This is a genomic window from Bacteroides sp. D2 (assembly GCF_025147085.1).
Lineage (GTDB): Bacteria > Bacteroidota > Bacteroidia > Bacteroidales > Bacteroidaceae > Bacteroides.
In genome coordinates, this window is sequence record NZ_CP102261.1 from 5422059 (window position 1) to 5441431 (window position 19373).

The 19373-nt window shown below is 43.3% G+C and carries 15 protein-coding genes, 6 tRNA genes and 1 riboswitch; of the genes, 10 read left to right on the top strand and 11 right to left on the bottom strand.

Annotation, left to right across the window (positions count from 1 at the left end; translation table 11 throughout):
* Positions 1 to 14: 14 nt before the first annotated feature.
* The 8 genes from nagA to nspC all read right to left on the bottom strand — a co-directional run bounded on the left by nagA (position 15) and on the right by nspC (position 3244).
* The gene (gene nagA / locus NQ505_RS20335) at positions 15 to 1181 is read right to left on the bottom strand and encodes an N-acetylglucosamine-6-phosphate deacetylase (protein ID WP_004295719.1); all 1167 of its coding nucleotides are present in this window, start codon (positions 1179 to 1181) and stop codon (positions 15 to 17) included.
* Positions 1182 to 1371: 190 nt separating this feature from the next.
* A tRNA-Gly gene (locus NQ505_RS20340) sits at positions 1372 to 1447 on the bottom strand.
* Between the two features lie 37 nt (positions 1448 to 1484).
* A tRNA-Leu gene (locus tag NQ505_RS20345) sits at positions 1485 to 1566 on the bottom strand.
* Positions 1567 to 1598: 32 nt separating this feature from the next.
* A tRNA-Gly gene (locus NQ505_RS20350) sits at positions 1599 to 1671 on the bottom strand.
* A 19-nt stretch (positions 1672 to 1690) separates the two neighbouring features.
* Positions 1691 to 1774, bottom strand: a tRNA-Leu gene (locus tag NQ505_RS20355).
* A 23-nt stretch (positions 1775 to 1797) separates the two neighbouring features.
* Positions 1798 to 1879: transfer RNA gene (locus tag NQ505_RS20360), tRNA-Leu, on the bottom strand.
* 34 nt (positions 1880 to 1913) lie between these two features.
* Positions 1914 to 1986, bottom strand: a tRNA-Gly gene (locus NQ505_RS20365).
* Positions 1987 to 2104: 118 nt separating this feature from the next.
* Positions 2105 to 3244, bottom strand: a complete 1140-nt coding sequence (nspC, locus tag NQ505_RS20370) for a carboxynorspermidine decarboxylase (protein ID WP_008998447.1) — start codon at positions 3242 to 3244, stop codon at positions 2105 to 2107.
* A 175-nt stretch (positions 3245 to 3419) separates the two neighbouring features.
* Here nspC and NQ505_RS20375 point away from each other — a divergent pair, with 175 nt between their 5' ends.
* Entirely contained in the window at positions 3420 to 3977 is a 558-nt protein-coding gene (locus NQ505_RS20375; RefSeq protein ID WP_008998448.1) for an NAD(P)H-dependent oxidoreductase, read from the top strand.
* 237 nt (positions 3978 to 4214) lie between these two features.
* Here NQ505_RS20375 and NQ505_RS20380 read toward each other — a convergent pair whose 3' ends face one another.
* The 3 genes from NQ505_RS20380 to NQ505_RS20390 all read right to left on the bottom strand — a co-directional run bounded on the left by NQ505_RS20380 (position 4215) and on the right by NQ505_RS20390 (position 9130).
* Positions 4215 to 5771 (bottom strand): ATP-binding protein, encoded by a 1557-nt coding sequence (locus NQ505_RS20380; RefSeq protein WP_008998449.1) that lies wholly within the window; start codon positions 5769 to 5771, stop codon positions 4215 to 4217.
* A gap of 265 nt (positions 5772 to 6036) precedes the next feature.
* Positions 6037 to 6726 (bottom strand): hypothetical protein, encoded by a 690-nt coding sequence (locus tag NQ505_RS20385; RefSeq protein WP_008998451.1) that lies wholly within the window; start codon positions 6724 to 6726, stop codon positions 6037 to 6039.
* A gap of 25 nt (positions 6727 to 6751) precedes the next feature.
* Positions 6752 to 9130, bottom strand: a complete 2379-nt coding sequence (locus NQ505_RS20390) for an ATP-dependent helicase (RefSeq protein WP_008998452.1) — start codon at positions 9128 to 9130, stop codon at positions 6752 to 6754.
* Positions 9131 to 9276: 146 nt separating this feature from the next.
* On the opposite strand from NQ505_RS20390, the gene NQ505_RS20395 reads away from it, so the two are divergent.
* The 9 genes from NQ505_RS20395 (at position 9277) to NQ505_RS20435 (ending at position 19324) form a co-directional block, all read left to right on the top strand.
* The gene (locus NQ505_RS20395) at positions 9277 to 11016 is read left to right on the top strand and encodes a hypothetical protein (RefSeq protein WP_008998453.1); all 1740 of its coding nucleotides are present in this window, start codon (positions 9277 to 9279) and stop codon (positions 11014 to 11016) included.
* Positions 11017 to 11091: 75 nt separating this feature from the next.
* Positions 11092 to 11709 carry a superoxide dismutase gene (locus tag NQ505_RS20400; protein WP_008998454.1) on the top strand — a complete coding sequence of 206 codons (618 nt, stop codon included), beginning with the start codon at positions 11092 to 11094 and terminating at the stop codon, positions 11707 to 11709.
* Positions 11710 to 11859: 150 nt separating this feature from the next.
* A complete protein-coding gene (locus tag NQ505_RS20405; RefSeq protein WP_008998455.1) occupies positions 11860 to 13851 on the top strand; it encodes a sensor histidine kinase in 1992 nt (663 codons plus the stop codon).
* A gap of 55 nt (positions 13852 to 13906) precedes the next feature.
* A riboswitch (TPP riboswitch) is annotated at positions 13907 to 14000 on the top strand.
* Between the two features lie 60 nt (positions 14001 to 14060).
* Positions 14061 to 14261 carry a sulfur carrier protein ThiS gene (gene thiS / locus NQ505_RS20410; protein ID WP_004303537.1) on the top strand — a complete coding sequence of 67 codons (201 nt, stop codon included), beginning with the start codon at positions 14061 to 14063 and terminating at the stop codon, positions 14259 to 14261.
* A gap of 4 nt (positions 14262 to 14265) precedes the next feature.
* Positions 14266 to 14883 (top strand): thiamine phosphate synthase, encoded by a 618-nt coding sequence (locus tag NQ505_RS20415; protein ID WP_004312310.1) that lies wholly within the window; start codon positions 14266 to 14268, stop codon positions 14881 to 14883.
* A gap of 44 nt (positions 14884 to 14927) precedes the next feature.
* A complete protein-coding gene (locus NQ505_RS20420; protein WP_004295706.1) occupies positions 14928 to 15701 on the top strand; it encodes a thiazole synthase in 774 nt (257 codons plus the stop codon).
* Between the two features lie 13 nt (positions 15702 to 15714).
* A complete protein-coding gene (gene thiC / locus NQ505_RS20425; protein ID WP_004303540.1) occupies positions 15715 to 17412 on the top strand; it encodes a phosphomethylpyrimidine synthase ThiC in 1698 nt (565 codons plus the stop codon).
* A gap of 90 nt (positions 17413 to 17502) precedes the next feature.
* Positions 17503 to 18627: a 2-iminoacetate synthase ThiH gene (gene thiH / locus NQ505_RS20430; RefSeq protein ID WP_004295704.1), complete on the top strand. Its 1125-nt coding sequence runs from the start codon at positions 17503 to 17505 to the stop codon at positions 18625 to 18627.
* A 4-nt stretch (positions 18628 to 18631) separates the two neighbouring features.
* Entirely contained in the window at positions 18632 to 19324 is a 693-nt protein-coding gene (locus tag NQ505_RS20435) for a HesA/MoeB/ThiF family protein (RefSeq protein WP_004303541.1), read from the top strand.
* The last annotated feature ends 49 nt before the right edge of the window (positions 19325 to 19373 follow it).

A 19373-nucleotide genomic window follows, 5' to 3' on the forward strand; every position in this document is an offset into this window, starting at 1 on the left:
GTTATTTATTAGATTTAAAACAGTTTATTGGTGCCTTCCACCAGTTCTCCCATCGCCCATACAGCTCTCACATTCAAGTCTCTGTCTAAAGCAATTATATCGGCATCCTTGCCACGCTCCAGCGTTCCTTTACGGTCGAGTACTCCCATAATCCGGGCAGGAGTTTCGGAGGCCATTCTCACGGCATCCTCCAAAGGTATTTCCGCCTTCTGCACCATGGTACGAATCAGTCGATCCATCGTTGCAATACTTCCCGCCAGTGCTGAATGGTCTGCCAGCTTACATACTCCGTCCTCGATAATCACACGCGGATCAAAAGCCACCTGACTATCACTGGCGGCACAAGCCAATGCATCCGTTATCAGACAAGTGCGTTCCACTCCTTTTATCTTGTAAACAAGGCGCAAGATTGTTGGAGGCACATGAATACCGTCTGCCACCACTTCCACTGTCATATCATCAATCAGATAAATACTTTCTACCGTACCTTCATACTTGTACTCTTTCCGTTTATGGAATCCCGGCATTGCATTATAAAAATGAGTGGCATGCGTATATCCCGCCTCATAGGCTGTCTGTATATCCTCAAATTCGGCCTGGGTATGTCCTACCGAAGCCAACACCCCTTTCGCTGTGATATATTTACCAAATTGCATGGCTCCGGGAAGTTCCGGTGCGGCATCCCAACGTTTGATACAATGAGTTTCTTCCAGCAACGGAATATATTCTTCGGGATCGGGATCTTTGATATTTTCGGGAATCTGTCCACCTGCCATCGCCATATTGAAATAATGTCCTTCCAGATGAAGTCCGAGCACAGGGCTATTAGGCTCCGCCATCATTTTTTCAGTAGTTTCCGCGGCTGCACGGATCATTGGAATGGTAGAAGAAGAAAGAGTAGGAAAAATACTGGTAGTGCCATGCTGCATATGAGCTTTGATTGCTGTCCGGAAAGCCTCTTCGGTGCCTTCCATAAAGTCTCTTCCACCGCCACCGTGAACATGGATTTCTACACCTCCCGGAACAATATACATTCCTTTGGCATCAATCAGTTTGGCTCCGATAATTGCAAGGTCACAATTGGTTACTTCCAGAATTTTATTGTCACGAATAAGAACTGACCCATCCTTCAACCAGCCTTGCGGGGTGAGGATGCGTGCATTAATAATCTGTGTTAACATATCACAAATAGTTAAATTAATTAAAGGTCTGTGTGAATCAATGACGCTCTTTTTTGGGGGGAGTACATTGATTTTTTCGTTTGCAAAATTACGCTTTTCCGTTCAATCTATCGATACAATCGTCCGGTAAACTTCCAATATTATACAAAAAAAGGTTGCCAATCTTATCGACTGACAACCTCATCTTATATGGAGCGGAAAACGAGACTCGAACTCGCGACCCTAACCTTGGCAAGGTTATGCTCTACCAACTGAGCTATTTCCGCAAACTAAATTTCGTCATTCAGAAATCTGAAAGATGGGTGCCCAGAACAGGACTCGAACCTGCATGCCTCTCGACACACGCACCTGAAACGTGCGCGTCTACCAATTCCGCCACCTGGGCAAAACTTAGTTCCATTATTTCAAAGAAACAAGAGCGGAAAACGAGACTCGAACTCGCGACCCTAACCTTGGCAAGGTTATGCTCTACCAACTGAGCTATTTCCGCATTTCACTTTCATAAACTGTGAAGAGGAGGAGACTCGAACTCCCACAACATTTCTGTCACTACCACCTCAAAGTAGCGCGTCTACCAATTCCGCCACCTCTCCATAATTTTAAAGTTTAACCTTTGTGCCCAGAACAGGACTCGAACCTGCATGCCTCTCGACACACGCACCTGAAACGTGCGCGTCTACCAATTCCGCCACCTGGGCAAAGATTATTGTTCCAACATTTCAAAGAAACATGAGCGGAAAACGAGACTCGAACTCGCGACCCTAACCTTGGCAAGGTTATGCTCTACCAACTGAGCTATTTCCGCATTTTTTCGTTTGCGGTTGCAAAGGTAGGGATTTTCCGTAAACATGCAAACATTCTGCCTACTTTTTTCACAGAAATCTGTTCACTTTGCACCTACCGCAAAACAATCATTTTGATTATCAACTCATTCGGTCACGATAATCTTCATAAGAAAATTGCTTGTATATTTCAGCTTTCCCCTCTTTTGTCCAAATGGCAATGGCAGGATGATGAATTCCGTTAAACATATTTGTCTTGACCATCGTATAATGAATCATATCTTCGAACACGATACGCTCTCCGATTTGCAACTCGTGATCGAAGCTCCACAGTCCCATATAATCACCGCTCAAACAGGAATTTCCTCCGAGACGATAAATATATTTTCCTTCATTTCCCATCTCTGCACCACGCACGGCAGGTTGATATGGCATCTCCAGACAATCCGGCATGTGGCAAGTGAAACTAACATTCAAAATAGCCGTCTTGATACCACGACTTTCCACAATATCCACCACTTCGGAAGTCAGCACTCCCGTCTGCCAGGTAAAGGCCGAACCGGGCTCCAGGATAATGCGCAAATGAGGATAGCGTGCTTTTAATCCTTGCAACAGTCTTATCAAATGTTCGGTATCATAGTCCTTACGGGTCATCAGGTGTCCACCACCCAGATTCAACCATTTAATCTGTGGAAACCAATGGGCAAATTTAGCTTCAAGATGTTCCAATGTACGTTCCAGCTCATAAGAAGAAGATTCACAGTGACAATGACAATGAAAGCCTTCAATACCTTGCGGTAATGCTTCGGGCAGCAAATCGGTTGTTATCCCAAAACGTGTGCCGGGTGCACATGGATTATAAAGTTCGGTTTCCACTTCCGAATATTCAGGATTTACGCGGATACCACAAGAGATGCCACTTCCTTCTGCAACCACCATCGGATAGAAGCGTTCAAACTGCTGCATTGAGTTGAATGTGATATGACTGCTGCAACGCATGATTTCCGGGAAATCCTGTTCCGTATAAGCAGGAGAATATGTATGCGCCTTGCTGCCGAACTCTTCCAATGCCAAACGGGCTTCATACACCGAACTTGCCGTAGAATGATCTATATATTCACGGAATATGGGGAAAGAGCGCCACATGGCAAATGACTTAAAAGCAAGAATGATCTCCACTCCCGCCCTGTCGGCCACGCTTTTTATCAAACACAGGTTCTTTCTTAAAAGCTCTTCTTCCATGATGTAACAAGGAGAAGGGAACTGATTAAAATTTATCATATATAAATTATTATCTAAAATAACGCCTTACGAACGTGGATGCAAAAATACAAATTCAAAAGCAAAGAGGGATTGTTTTATTTTTAATTAAGATATTGGTTTTCGCGAACTTTTTCTTATTTTTACACCTTTATAATCTATAAGTAGTTATATCATCCTAAATACCTGATTGAATATGAATAAAGATTTAAGAAAAGTAGTGATCCTGCTGGCACATCCAAACATGAAAGGATCTCAAGCAAACAAAGCATTAATTGATGCCGTTGGTGACATTGAAGGAGTAGCCGTATTCAACCTTTACGAATTATCGCCTGACATCGCTTTCAATGTAGACGAATGGAGTAAAATCATCTCTGATGCCTCTGCTGTGATCTATCAGTTTCCTTTCTATTGGATGTCTGCACCGTCATTACTAAAGAAATGGCAGGATGAAGTCTTTACTTTCCTATCCAAGACTCCGGCAGTCGCCGGTAAACCGCTGACAGTGGTAACAACTACCGGATCTGAATTCGATGCTTACCGCAGCGGAGGAAGGAATGGTTTCACTACGGACGAACTTTTACGCCCTTATCAGGCCAGTGCTATCCATTCAGGTATGGTGTGGCAGACTCCTATCGTTGTTTATGGAATGGGAACAGCGGATGCGGGAAAGAATATCGCTGAAGGAGCAAATACATACAGACAGCGGGTAGAGATGCTGGTCAATAGCAGTAACGCCGGAAATAATTGGTAAGACTATGAAAAGCGTAGCTTTAGATTAGATAAAGCTACGCTTTACAGATGCTAAAGCATAGCTTTGGCTTTCACAAAACACTTCTTTTTTCAACGTCAGTAGCGGCAAGAAAATCTCCCCCCCGATTACAGACATTATTAATCCGCCAATAGTACCTTAAAAGGAACACATCGTTATTCAGACGAATATCTACCACGGATATTTATCTTTAGCAACAGCATTTTTCATATCATCTTCCTATTTTATGATCCACTGCCCCAAAGTCCGTGTTGGACTATCAAAATTCACTCCAACCTTGACAACCTTGCAATGATCTATCTCGTAAGGAATAGCATATTGTTTACTATCAATTTGAGCCAATGCTTCTTCAGGAGTTCCATCTACCTTAAATTCAAATACATAAATTGCATCGGACATCTTTATTACCACGTCAGCCCTGCCAATAGCATTCTTTACTTCTACATCTACATATTGGCCCATTAAACGGAATAATAAATAGAAGATAGTCTGATAATGTTTCTCCTGATTATTCTCCAAATCATAAGGTATGGAAGAAAAGAAAGAACGAGTACGAAGAAGACACTGCTCAATATCACCTTTCATCAGGTCTCTTACAAAAGAGACTACATAAAAGTTACTTTCTCGTGTCGGTTGATTGAGATAGGAAGGGATCAACGTCTCAATAAAGCCTATTTTAACTTCTTCGTTGGGATAACCTAATGTGTATGTACGAAAGAGAGGTTCATACCCTTTGATAGTCAAATAGCCACTCTGATAAAGCACAGGAATCGGATCGGTAATAACCTCTGTCGCTTTATCAAAATCTTCGTCTTTCACTTCCATCTTTTCCAATAGATTAAGACTGAAGTCCATTCGCTGTAACATTTCAATCAAGAAAGTAGGCGTGCCGGTAGAAAACCAAAAGCTCTTATAATCTCTTTGCGAAAATGCATTGAAAAGGCTGAACGGATTGTAAATATCTTCACAATTCTTACTGAAATGATAACCGTCATACTGCCGTTTCAAATGCCGACAAGCCTCTTCATAGGTTTCATTATTCGCTTGAGCTATCCTCTCAATATCCGGTTGCATCTGACTTAGCAACTCTTGCTCTGTAATACCACAAATAGCACTATAATCATCGCTCATACTGATATTCTGCAAGTTATTCAGCTCACTAAATATACTCATCTGACTGAACTTGCTGATTCCTGTCAAAAACAAGAAACGAAGATATTGCCCTTGTGCTTTAAGAGGACTGAAGAACTTCCGCATTTCAGTTCGCAATTGTCCTTGTAAAGCAGAGTCACTATTACTATCCAATAAAGGTGCATCATATTCGTCAATCAATACGACAGCCTGCTTTCCTGTCTGTTGGTAGATTCGTTGAAGCAAACCGGTTAAACGGGCTGCATAGCTCGTTTCTTCTTCATTTTTCCCATAAGTCCTCTCCCATTCGCTTAGATAAAGATTCAATTGCTCTTGCAAATCTTCGATTGTGGTGTATTTTGTTCTGCTAAAATCAATATGCAACACAGGATAAACAGTCCATTCCTGTTCCAATTGTTCCATTGCAAGTCCGTTAAATAATTCCTTTTTACCGGAAAAATATGCTTCCAACGTAGAGACTAGAAGACTCTTTCCAAAGCGGCGAGGACGACTAAGGAAATAAATCTTATTTGTATGGGTCAAATGATAAATTAATGCAGTTTTATCAATATACACACAATCATTATTACGTAAATCCTCAAAATTCTGTATTCCGATAGGATATCTTCTAAATGTCTCTTTCATACCACTCTAATGCTTTTATTGGAAATATGAACAAAGATACGAAATAAAATGATTACATGGCACTTAATATTATTATAAAACCCTACAATATCATTCAATTTCATTGTTCAATTCACTTAAACTTATCTAAAGAACTACCTTATTAACAGCTATTAAAAGAGTGACGCTATCCCACCAACATAGTGACGGTATATGCTTAGGATAGCGTCACTATTCCAGGCATATACCGTCACTATGTTTAAACCGGATATTCGGGCTGTTACTTCTAGTTTCCGCGCTGTGTAGGCAGAGTAAACTCTTGCGAATCACAAATCACTCCATTCTCGTCCGCCACTGCGACACGGAATGTCACTTCACCGTCTTTCAATTTTTCACCTGCGTGAATGGAAGCGGTATAACGGATGCCTTCACCCGGAAGAATTTCCTCCACCATCACGGAAGGAGAAATGCCGAGATGTTTCACCTTCCCCACCGTTTCTACCACAGGAACTACATTATAAACAGGATTTCTCCCTTCATTCATAATCTCAAAAATTATCTTGCTATTTTCTCCCGCATCAATCACATGACTGCGATTATCATCTATAAAACGGATCTTGCGCAACTTCAGTTGAGAAATAGGCTGCTGCACCGGCTGCTTCTTATATTTTTGCACACGGACTTCCCTCACTTCAGGAATATACGCATCTTCCTCTATTTGCTCTTGTCTCGGCGCCGTCAACGCGTTTCCAATAGCCGCACCGGCAATGGTTCCCACAATATTCCCAATAGCAGAACCACGGTAACCGCCCCTCCAGCCATGATTATTATCTCCGATAAGTCCGCCTATCGAACTTCCCAGACTACCTCCGATAGAAGCACCTGCCATGATAGCTCCCGGATTTCCCATACGCCCCGACGCACATCCACTCACAATCAAAGCGGAAAGCAAAATTACTGTTAGTTGTTTCTTCATGAGTCTCTCTATTTAGTGTTATTATTTATTCTACCACTTTAAAACGAGCGAAACGTAATAATAGTTGTTTGTCTCCCGCATTTTTAAAATGAATAGTTGCTTTCGCATTGTCTCCCGTTCCTTCTACTTTAATCACTTCACCCAATCCGAAACGTTCGTGCTCTATCATCTGTCCGGCCTGTACTCCTGCTATCGATGCTGAAGTGGAAGAGGTTGCCTGTACACCGTTACTTGGGCTAACAGTACTAACTTTCTTCAAATTCCTCGGTACGCTGGGAGCAATGATCTGTGCTTTCGGACGTTCACGCTGTTCGGAAGATGTACTTCCGAAAGGGGCACGCGACGGAGAAGCTGAACGGGTGAATCCTCCTTCAATCTCTCTACGGAAACGTCCTGCACCTTCATCGACAGCCCGACTCACTCCTGCCTCATGCGGCAGTTGCAAGTAATGAACATCGATATCACGCAAGAAACGACTGGGGCTTCCAAATTCCATCCTTCCATAACGGAAACGGGTTTTGGCAAAAGACAGATAACAATGTTCCTCCGCACGAGTAATAGCTACATAGAACAAACGACGTTCTTCTTCCAGTGCCCGGGGAGAATCTCCTACCATCCCACTGGGAAACAGGTTTTCTTCCAGACCGACCACAAATACATTCTTAAACTCTAATCCTTTAGCCGAATGAACTGTCATCAACGTTATCTTTTCCCCATCATCCGCCTTGTCGGAATCCTGATCGGTAAGCAATGCAATCTCCGAAAGGAAATCGGTAAGAGACACATTCGGATTACCCTCCTCCTGCCGCAAAGCGCAGAAGTCATTCATTCCATTCACCAACTCTTCTATATTTTCCTTACGACTTAGATTCTCGGGGGATGTGTCCTGACAAACATCGTTGATAATGCCGGACTGACGGATGATATTCGTTCCTATTTCATAAGCGTTCTTATCTGCCTGATCGACAATGAAACCTTCTATCAATTCACGAAAGCCTTGCAGTTTTGCATGCGTTCCTTTATTTATATCCAGTCCGTAACTCAATGGTTCACAGAGTGCCGCCCAAAGACTTACGCCATGATCGGTAGCCGCCGATATAATCTTCCCGACTGTCGTATCTCCAATACCACGAGCCGGATAATTAATGATTCGCTTGAATGCTTCTTCATCATTCGGATTCACTACCAAACGGAAATAAGCAATCACATCTTTTATCTCTTTTCGCTGGTAGAACGAAAGTCCTCCGTAAATCTTATAAGGTATACTCCGTTTCCGAAGAGCCTCTTCAAAAATACGGCTTTGTGCATTCGTACGATACAGGATGGCAAAATCAGCATATCCGTAGCGATACTCCCGTCGTAGCTCTGCAATCTTATTAGCTACAATATCTCCCTCTTCCACATCGCTATACGCCTGAAATACGCCGATAGGTTCCCCCTTTTCTTTCTCCGAAAACACGGCTTTCCGTATCTGGCGTTCATTCTTCTCAATCAAGCTGTTGGCAGCACAAACAATGGTTTGTGTGGAACGATAATTCTGCTCCAGTTTAAAAACTTTCGTATTGGGGTAGATTTTTGTAAAATAGAGAATATTGTCAATATCCGCCCCACGGAAAGAATAGATACTTTGCGCATCGTCTCCCACTACACAGACCCGTTGATTTTCTTTAGTCAGTTGCAGAACAATGCTATGCTGCGCATAATTCGTATCCTGATACTCGTCCACCAATACATAACGGAACTGATCGCGATAACGTGCCAGCACTTCCGGAAAGTCACGAAACAGAATATAGGTATATACCAATAAATCATCAAAATCCATCGCTCCCGCCTGACGGCATCTGTCCCAATAACGAGTATAGATATCACGGATAGCAGGCATCTTGGCAGCCATATCTCCTTCGTAAGCCTCTTTATTGGCAGCGTATCCCGTAGGAGTGACCAAATGGTTTTTGGCATTGGAGATGCGTGCCTGCACTACTCCCGGTTTATAAGTTTTCTCGTCCAATCCCATCTCTTTGATGATGGAACGGAGCAGACTCTTACTATCAGCCGTATCATAGATGGTGAACTGGGAAGTGAACCCGATAAATGTTGCTTCGGCACGAAGAATCCGTGAGAAGATGGAATGGAAAGTCCCCATCCACAAATAACGTGCCCGTTCCATACCTACCTGACGGGCAATACGCTCTTTCATCTCGCGCGCCGCCTTATTCGTAAAGGTCAGTGCAAGGATATTCCACGGATTGTAGCCGTTCTCCTGTTCCAGCAAGTAAGCGATTTTATAAGTCAATACGCGCGTCTTCCCCGAACCTGCACCGGCTATCACCAGCGAAGGACCGTCATTATAAGTCACTGCAGCACACTGACTCTCGTTCAATTCATCTATATAATTGGTATTCATAACAGCATTATAAAAACAATGTGGATTTTTAACAAACCCTTGGCATTCAAATTTGTTCTCAATACAAAAGTATAATATTCATTCGAGAATGAAGGTATTTTTATGAATTTTCATCACTAACTATTTTAACCTAACACCAAAAAGCAATGAAAAGAAGTATATTTTTATCGATTATTTTGAGTTTGTTTCTGGTCGCCTGCATTCCACAGGCAATGGCACAAAAGCAGAGCCGCCTGGAAAAGCTGCTAAGGTATCTGAACGATAATGACGCCGACAAATGGCAGAAAAACCGTGATAAGATAGATGACGAGACACAAACCTATTATGCCGAGGAACTGGCATTATTGGATGTGCTCAACGGATTGTGGAACGAGCAAAGCGAACAGGCTGCCACCAACTATTTCGGATGCTACGAAAGGGCAACGAAAGCTTATTTTCCCAATATCTGTGAAGAAGAGAAAATACAACTTTCCAACGTACAAAACAAAGCAGAACTGGCCGTTATCTCCATTCTGGATGCTTCGAAAGATCAAATTCCTTTTAGCAAGACGTTGATGGACAGTATCCAGTCAAGCGGTTATCCGGGAGATTCTGCCATCTTGCAAAAGGTACGGGACATCCGTGAAATGGCTTTACTGGAAGGTATGCTGAAAACACCTACGCTGAATATTTATCAAACGTACATCACGGAATATCCGAACGGCAAATTTATCTCTCAAATCAACACTGCGGAAAACAAACGGCTTTACCAGATTGTAAAGAGTAATCCGACATCAGCGAATTTCAAGGCATTTTTTGATAACGCCAACATGCAGAAATTCTTCACGGATAAAGATACGCGTCCATTCCTTCCGGAAGTCCGCGCGTTATACGATGATTTTCTGTTTCAAGGAATCGACAGCCTCCGGGAGAAAGGAAACGCAACAGCCATCCGGCAGATTATTGACGAGTATAAGCAATCACCTTACCTGACTTCCACAGCACGTACTCATCTGGACGAACTTGAATATCTTAGTGAAAAAGCTGATTTTGAGCTTTTAAAAGCTGCCATTGTCAATTCCGAATCTTTGAGTATGCTGCAGGATTTTCTTTGCACACACAAGTATAAGGAATTTCGTGACCAGGCCAATGCACTACGGACACCGTTTATTCTGCAAACAATCATATCCACTCCTACTTCCGTGAAATACTATAATGGAGGACGATTGATTAAGTCTGCGGAAAATGACAGTACGGGAAATACCTCGACCACTTATTCGTATGACGATAAGGGGCAGCTCATTTCTACATTGTCGCTTACCGTAAAGAACGGTCAGCCAAGCAATGAAATACAAACGAACAGATTATACGATCCGCAAGGTCACTGCATCTTTGAAGTGCAAACGAATCCGAAAACCAAAACGGATCTCTACCGACGGACACGCCGTATCGGTACGGACGGAAGTATCGAGAGTGATTCGCTCAAGTATACAGATGGAAGAGTTATCATAAGTTCCTATAATAAACAGGGATTATTGACCGAAACCAAAGAGTATAATAAGAATGGAGAACTTCAGGCATACACCGCAAACAAATATGATGATAAAGGCAGATTGATTTCATCCCAACATCAAAACCTGCTTTTTGCCAATTCTTCGGATCAGATTATTTCACAAAAAGATGCTTATGAATACGATAAATACGGTTATCTGACACAGATCGTTTACCAACGGATTTTAGGCAATAACCAGAAAACATCGGGATGCCTGACCTGCCTGTACGATAAATACGGAAACCAGATCGATAGCAATTCTTATTATGAATATGATAATACGGGCCAATGGATCTGCCGGACCGACCGTGAGCATCCGAAAGAAGTGGAACGTATACAGTACATTTACAAATAAAGTAAGATGCTGTGAACATTTTGCAAAGGGCTTCTGTTATTATAGTATAACAAGCCAATTAAAACTTGTAACATTATGAATACTATATTAATGTCTTTAATTATGATGACCATGACTTACGAAATGCCTAAACTTCCTTACGCTAACAATGCGTTGGAACCTGTAATCAGTCAGCAAACAATAGATTTCCATTACGGAAAACATCTACAAACGTATGTAAATAATCTGAATAGCCTCGTGCCCGGAACAGAATATGAAGGTAAAACGGTAGAAGAAATCGTTGCAGCCGCACCGGATGGAGCTATATTCAATAACGCCGGACAAGTATTGAACCACAACCTGTACTTCCTGCAATTTGCCCCGAAACCTTCAAAGAAGGAGCCGGCCGGTAAACTGGGAGAAGCCATCAAACGTGACTTTGGCAGCTTTGAAAACTTCAAGAAAGAATTCAATGCAGCAGCAGTCGGATTGTTTGGTTCAGGATGGGCTTGGCTATCCGTAGATAAAGACGGTAAACTGAAAATCACTAAAGAGGGGAACGGCAGCAATCCAATACGTGCCGGTTTGAAACCACTTCTTGGATTTGACGTTTGGGAACACTCCTATTATCTGGATTACCAGAACCGCCGTGCCGACCACGTAAACGCCCTGTGGGATATCATCGACTGGGATGTGGTTGAAAAAAGAATGTAAGCAAATTTACAAGCTAAACTATACTTATGGAAAAGGTCGCTGTGAAAAACACAACGACCTTTTTTACAGATTAAAAAGAACAGACTTTTATTGTATATCAGATGCATTAGTTGTATTTTTGCAACTCATAAAACAACATAACAAACAATTATGGTACTGTATAAAAGAAAAAAAATACGATTTATTGTCTCCATTGCCGTACTCCTTTTCCTCCCCTTTTTTAGCAATGTTGGCAATGCTGCCACCACAGAAGAATCTGAGGAAGAAATCCTGTTTATCACCTCTTATAATTCTGACACTAAATATACCTACGATAACATCAGCACATTTATAGAGACCTACACCCAATTGGGAGGAAGATATTCGACCATGGTAGAAAATATGAATGCAACAGACTTAATGCAGGCGCATCAATGGAAAAAAACATTAACTGATATTCTCGACAAACATCCGAAAGCCAAATTAGTTATTCTCCTGGGTGGTGAAGCATGGAGCAGTTTCCTTCATCTCGAAGATGAAAAGTACAAGCAGCTTCCTGTTTTCTGTGCAATGGCGTCACGCAACGGAATACGTATTCCGGAGGATTCGACCGACATCCGAAGCTATAATCCCGAAAGCATTAACTTAATGGAACGCATGAAGGAATACAACGTAAGATATTGTAGCACATACGAATATGACATTAAAAAAGATATTGAAATGATACAGGATTTCTATCCGGAAACAGAACACCTTGTATTTGTATCGGATAACACATACAACGGACTTGCCGAACTGGCATGGTTCAAGAAAAACCTGCAACATTTCCCACAGTTGTCTATCACCTACGTCGATGGCCGCATCCATACACTCGATATGGCTGCCAGTCAATTGCGCAATCTTCCCAGAAACACAGTCATGTTGCTTGGCATCTGGAGAATCGATAACCGGGGTATTACTTACATGAATAACTCCGTTTATGCTTTTTCCAAAGCCAATCCTCTCCTGCCTATGTTCAGCATGACTTCCACTGCAATAGGTTACTGGGCTATCGGAGGATATGTCCCGCAATATGAAGGAGTGGGACAAAGCATGGGAGAATATGCCTACCGCTTTTTAGACCAGAAGGAAACTGATATCAGCAGTATCAATATCTTACCCAACAGATATAAATTTGATGCGAAGAAACTAAAGGAATGGGGATTTGAAAACAAGAAGTTACCTGTTAACTCAATGGTAATCAATCAGCCCATCCCGTTCTTTGTGGCCTATAAGACAGAAGTGCAATTCATCCTGATTATATTTCTCGTATTAGTAGGAAGTCTAATGATTTCGCTGTATTACTATTACCGGACTAAAATCCTGAAGAATCACCTTGAAAGAACTACGAAACAACTACGGGAAGATAAAAAGAAGTTGGAAGAGTCTGAAGTCGAATTGCGTGATGCTAAAGAGCGCGCCGAAGAAGCTAACCAACTGAAAAGTGCCTTTGTTTCGAATATGAGCCACGAGATACGGACTCCGCTAAATGCTATTGTCGGTTTCTCCAGTCTGATTATCGGTTCGGTAGAGCAGAATAACGAACTGAAAGAATACGCAGATATTGTCCAGACCAACTCCAATCTGTTGCTCCAACTGATTAGTGATGTACTGGATATATCACGCCTGGAATCAGGAAAACTGCAATTCAACTATGAATGGTGTGAGCTGGTGAACCATTGCCAGAATATGATTACTCTGACCAACCGGAACAAGACAATGGATGTAGACATTAAACTGCAAATGCCTAAAGAGCCTTACATGCTCTACACAGATCCCTTGCGCCTGCAGCAGATTATTATCAATCTGCTGAACAATGCCTTGAAATTCACTCCTGCCGGAGGAAGTATTACGCTGGATTATGAAGTGGACGAAAAAAAGCAATGTATGCTGTTCTCGGTAACTGATACCGGCACCGGAATCCCCGAAGATAAACAGGAGCTGGTATTCCAACGTTTCGAAAAGCTGAACGAGTTCGTACAGGGTACAGGATTGGGACTGGCTATCTGCAAACTGACCATCCAATATATGGGAGGTGATATCTGGATTGACAAGAATTACAAAAATGGCGCCCGATTTATCTTTTCTCATCCTATCAAAAAACAGGAATCAACAGAAAAATGAAAAAAAATCGAATGATTTAGTGTTTTTCTGTTTCTTTTTCACTTACTTTGCCCCCGTAAAGACAAAGGGGTGCCCCATGAGGGGCTGAGATTATACCCTAGGAACCTGAGGCAGTTAGTACTGACGTAGGGATTGTGTTTCTTCTTATCGCCTTTCCATTCAAGCACGCTCTTTGTATTTACTTTCAACTTATTTATTCTGATAGGACAATGAAAGTACAAGTGAACAACAAAGAGGTGGAAATTACTCCCGACTCTACCCTTACACAACTGACAGCACAGCTCGAACTTCCGGTTCAAGGCATTGCTATCGCCGTAAACAACAAAATGATTCCCCGTACCGAATGGGAGGGTTTCATATTGCATGAGAACGATAACCTGGTGATTATCAAAGCTGCTTGCGGAGGATAAGGGAATGGTCAGTCTACAATTTATCACGCATCAGACCGAACGGTACTCGTACCTCGAATCGGCACGTATGGCACTCGAAGGCGGGTGCAAATGGATCCAACTACGCATGAAAGAGGCTCCTCTCGAAGAAGTGGAGGCAGTAGCCCTGCAACTGAAACCGCTTTGTAAAGAGCACGAAGCAATCCTGGTTCTGGACGATCACGTTGAACTGGCGCGAAAGCTGGAAGTGGACGGTGTTCATCTGGGCAAAAAGGATATGCCTATCGACCAGGCCCGCCAAATTCTTGGAGAGGCTTTCATTATCGGCGGCACTGCAAATACATTCGAAGATGTTGTACAGCACTATCGTGCCGGTGCCGATTATCTTGGCATCGGTCCTTTCCGGTTTACTACCACCAAAAAGAATTTAAGCCCTGTACTGGGATTGGAAGGCTATTCCTCCATCCTTTCACAGATGAAAGAGGCGAATATCGAAATCCCCGTAGTAGCGATTGGAGGAATCACTTATGAGGATATTCCTGCCATACTTCACACAGGAGTAAACGGGATAGCCCTGTCGGGAACCATTCTCGGAGCGGATAATCCGATAGAAGAAACACGTAGAATCCTGAATCATGCGTAAAGCAATGATGTACAATCAGTAATTTAATTTATAATATATATAGAATGGAAAAGTTAGTAATTGCGGGACGCGAATTTAACTCCCGTCTTTTCCTGGGAACAGGAAAATTCAATTCCAATGAAGTAATGGAACAAGCTATTCTGGCTTCAGGCACGGAAATGGTTACTGTTGCCATGAAACGAATCGACATGGACAACAAAGAGGATGACATGCTGAAACATATTATTCATCCGAATATTCAGCTATTGCCCAATACTTCCGGTGTACGTAATGCAGAGGAGGCTGTTTTTGCAGCACAACTGGCTCGCGAAGCCTTTGGAACAAACTGGCTGAAACTGGAAATTCACCCGGACCCACGCTATCTGCTCCCTGACTCTATCGAGACACTGAAAGCTACGGAAGAACTGGTAAAACTGGGTTTTATCGTGTTGCCTTATTGTCAGGCTGACCCTGTACTCTGCAAACGTCTGGAAGAAGCGGGCGCAGCTACCGTTATGCCGCTCGGTGCACCAATCGGTACCAATAAAGGATTGCAGACCAAAGAATTCCTGCAAATCATTATCGAACAGGCAGGTATCCCGGTAGTCGTAGATGCGGGTATCGGTGCACCCAGTCATGCTGCCGAAGCAATGGAACTGGGAGCTTCCGCTGTATTAGTTAATACCGCAATAGCCGTTGCCGGAAATCCGGTAGAAATGGCAAAAGCATTCAAAGCGGCTACAGAAGCCGGAAGACAGGCTTACGAAGCAGGATTAGGATTACAAGCCGTCGACTTCGTGGCAGAAGCAAGTTCACCTCTAACGGCTTTTCTTGATTAAAAACGAATAAACTATGGAACAAAAAATAAAATTCCCCCGCTCGCAGAAAGTCTATTTACCCGGTAAACTTTATCCGAATATCCGTGTAGCGATGCGGAAAGTGGAACAAGTGCCCAGTGTCAGCTTTGAAGGCGAAGAAAAGATAGCAACACCGAACCCGGAGATATATGTATATGATACCAGCGGACCGTTCAGCGATGCAGATATGAGCATTGATCTTAAAAAAGGACTGCCCCGTATGCGTGAAGAATGGATTGTAGGCCGTGGTGATGTGGAACAACTTCCCGAAATTACTTCGGAATACGGACAAATGAGAAGGGACGATAAAAGTCTCGATCACTTACGTTTCGAGCACATCGCTCTGCCCTATCGCGCTAAAAAAGGAGAAGCAATCACTCAAATGGCATACGCCAAAAGAGGGATTATCACCCCTGAAATGGAATATGTAGCAATCCGCGAGAACATGAATTGCGAGGAATTGGGAATTAAGACCCACATTACTCCAGAATTTGTCCGTCAGGAGATTGCAGAAGGACGTGCTGTATTACCGGCCAATATCAACCACCCAGAAGCTGAACCGATGATTATCGGACGCAACTTCCTTGTGAAAATCAATACGAATATCGGAAATTCGGCTACTACCTCAAGCATAGATGAAGAAGTGGAGAAAGCATTGTGGAGCTGCAAATGGGGTGGCGATACCTTGATGGATCTTTCCACAGGAGAAAATATCCATGAAACACGCGAATGGATTATCCGTAATTGTCCCGTACCCGTCGGCACGGTTCCTATTTATCAGGCACTTGAAAAGGTGAACGGCATAGTGGAAGACCTCACCTGGGAAATCTACCGGGATACATTGATTGAACAATGTGAACAAGGTGTAGATTACTTCACCATTCATGCAGGGATCCGCCGCCATAATGTTCATCTTGCCGATAAGCGGTTGTGCGGTATTGTCAGCCGTGGAGGAAGCATAATGAGTAAATGGTGTCTCGTACACGATCAGGAAAGTTTCTTATACGATCACTTTGATGATATTTGTGATATCCTGGCACAATATGATGTAGCCGTTTCTTTAGGCGACGGACTTCGTCCGGGTTCTATCTACGATGCGAACGATGAAGCGCAGTTCGCCGAACTGGATACCATGGGAGAATTAGTGCTTCGTGCCTGGGATAAGAATGTTCAGGCATTTATTGAAGGCCCCGGACACGTTCCGATGCATAAAATCAAAGAGAACATGGAACGTCAGATTGAAAAATGCCATGACGCCCCATTCTATACACTCGGCCCGTTGGTGACGGATATTGCTCCCGGATACGACCATATCACTTCTGCTATCGGTGCCGCACAAATCGGATGGCTGGGTACGGCTATGCTTTGTTATGTCACTCCGAAAGAACACCTTGCCTTACCCGACAAAGAGGATGTACGCGTAGGAGTCATTACCTACAAGATAGCCGCTCATGCCGCTGACCTGGCAAAAGGACACCCGGGTGCACAGGTACGAGACAACGCATTGAGTAAAGCTCGCTATGAGTTCCGCTGGAAAGATCAGTTCGACCTGTCTCTCGACCCGGAGCGGGCGCAGACCTATTTCCGTGCAGGACATCATATCGATGGAGAATATTGTACGATGTGCGGACCTAATTTCTGTGCAATGAGATTGTCACGCGATTTAAAGAAAAGCGCTAAAACCAACAAATAATGAGTGGGGAGAAACAGAAAGTCAGCCCACTGACCGAACCTGCCCTCCCCTCATTTCAATTTTCAATTTTTAATTCTCAATTTAATAAGAATGTTCTCCGACGAATTAGAAAAAATATCCTGGGAAGAGACGACAAAAGCCATCTATTCCAAAACAGATGCCGACGTACGCCGTGCATTGGGTAAAAAAGAGCATCTGGATGTCAACGACTTTATGGCGCTGATTTCACCTGCCGCCACTCCTTATCTGGAAGTGATGGCACGCCTTAGTCAGAAATATACGATGGAACGGTTCGGTAAGACTATCTCCATGTTCGTACCGCTCTACCTGACTAATTCATGTACCAACTCCTGCGTCTATTGCGGTTTCCACATCAGCAATCCGATGAAGAGAACGATACTGACAGAGGAAGAGATTGTCAACGAATACAAAGCCATCAAACGACTGGCTCCTTTTGAAAATCTACTGCTCGTAACCGGTGAAAACCCTGCCGCAGCAGGTGTTCCCTACATTGCCCGGGCGCTGGATTTGGCAAAACCTTATTTCAGCAACCTGCAAATTGAAGTAATGCCCCTTAAAGCAGAAGAATATCAGGAACTGACTAATCATGGTCTGAATGGAGTGATCTGTTTTCAAGAGACTTACCATAAAGCAAATTACAAGACATATCATCCGAGAGGCATGAAATCTAAATTCGAATGGCGTGTAGACGGCTTCGACCGTATGGGACAGGCAGGTGTACATAAGATTGGCATGGGTGTCCTGATCGGTCTGGAAGAATGGCGGACAGACGTAACGATGATGGCTTATCATCTGCGTTATCTGCAGAAGCATTATTGGAAAACAAAATACAGCGTAAATTTCCCGCGTATGCGTCCGTCTGAAAATGGCGGATTCCAACCGAATGTAGTCATGAACGACCGGGAACTGGCTCAACTTACATTCGCGATGCGAATCTTCGACCACGACGTAGATATCTCCTATTCCACCCGTGAAAGTGCAGAAATCCGAAATCACATGGCAACGCTCGGTGTTACAACCATGAGTGCGGAGAGTAAAACTGAACCGGGAGGATATTACAGTTATCCTCAAACCCTGGAACAATTTCACGTAAGTGATGAGCGAAAGGCGGTTGAAGTGGAACGTGACTTGAAGAAACTGGGTCGCGAACCGGTTTGGAAGGATTGGGATCAGTCTTTTGATTTTAAAAGATAGGCAGATGCGGTACGATAGACAAATCATACTTCCCGAAATCGGAGAAGAAGGTCAGAAGAAACTGCAGGAAGCCAAAGTGCTTATTGTAGGTGTGGGAGGGCTAGGCTCTCCCATCGCTCTCTACCTGGCAGGCGCCGGTGTGGGATGTCTCGGACTGGTAGATGACGATTTGGTAAGCATCACTAACCTGCAACGACAAGTTCTCTATTCCGAAAAAGAATTGGGTAAACCGAAAGCTATCTGTGCAGCGGAACGGCTCTCCGCTCTCAACAGCGAGATCAGAATACATCCCTACTCTACCCGGTTGACGAAAGAAAATGCTTATCATATCATTCAGGAATATGATATAGTAGTCGACGGCTGTGATAACTTTGCCACCCGCTACCTGATTAACGATATCTGCATTGAACAGAAAAAGCCATACGTATATGGTGCTATCTGCGGCTTTGAAGGACAGGTTTCTGTATTCAACTATGGAAACCAGAAAAAGAACTACCGGGATCTTTATCCTGATGAAGAAGAAATGCAACGAATGCCTCCTCCGCCCAAAGGTGTGATGGGAGTTACTCCTGCTATTGTAGGAAGCGTTGAAGCTACGGAAGTGCTGAAAATAATCTGTGATTTTGGAGATGTTTTAGCCGGCGAACTATGGACAATCGACCTGCGGACATGGCAATCTAACAAATTTTCACTATAAAGGTTGGTTTCTGACATAGTTAATTAGTAACTTTGCTAAGCAATCCAAT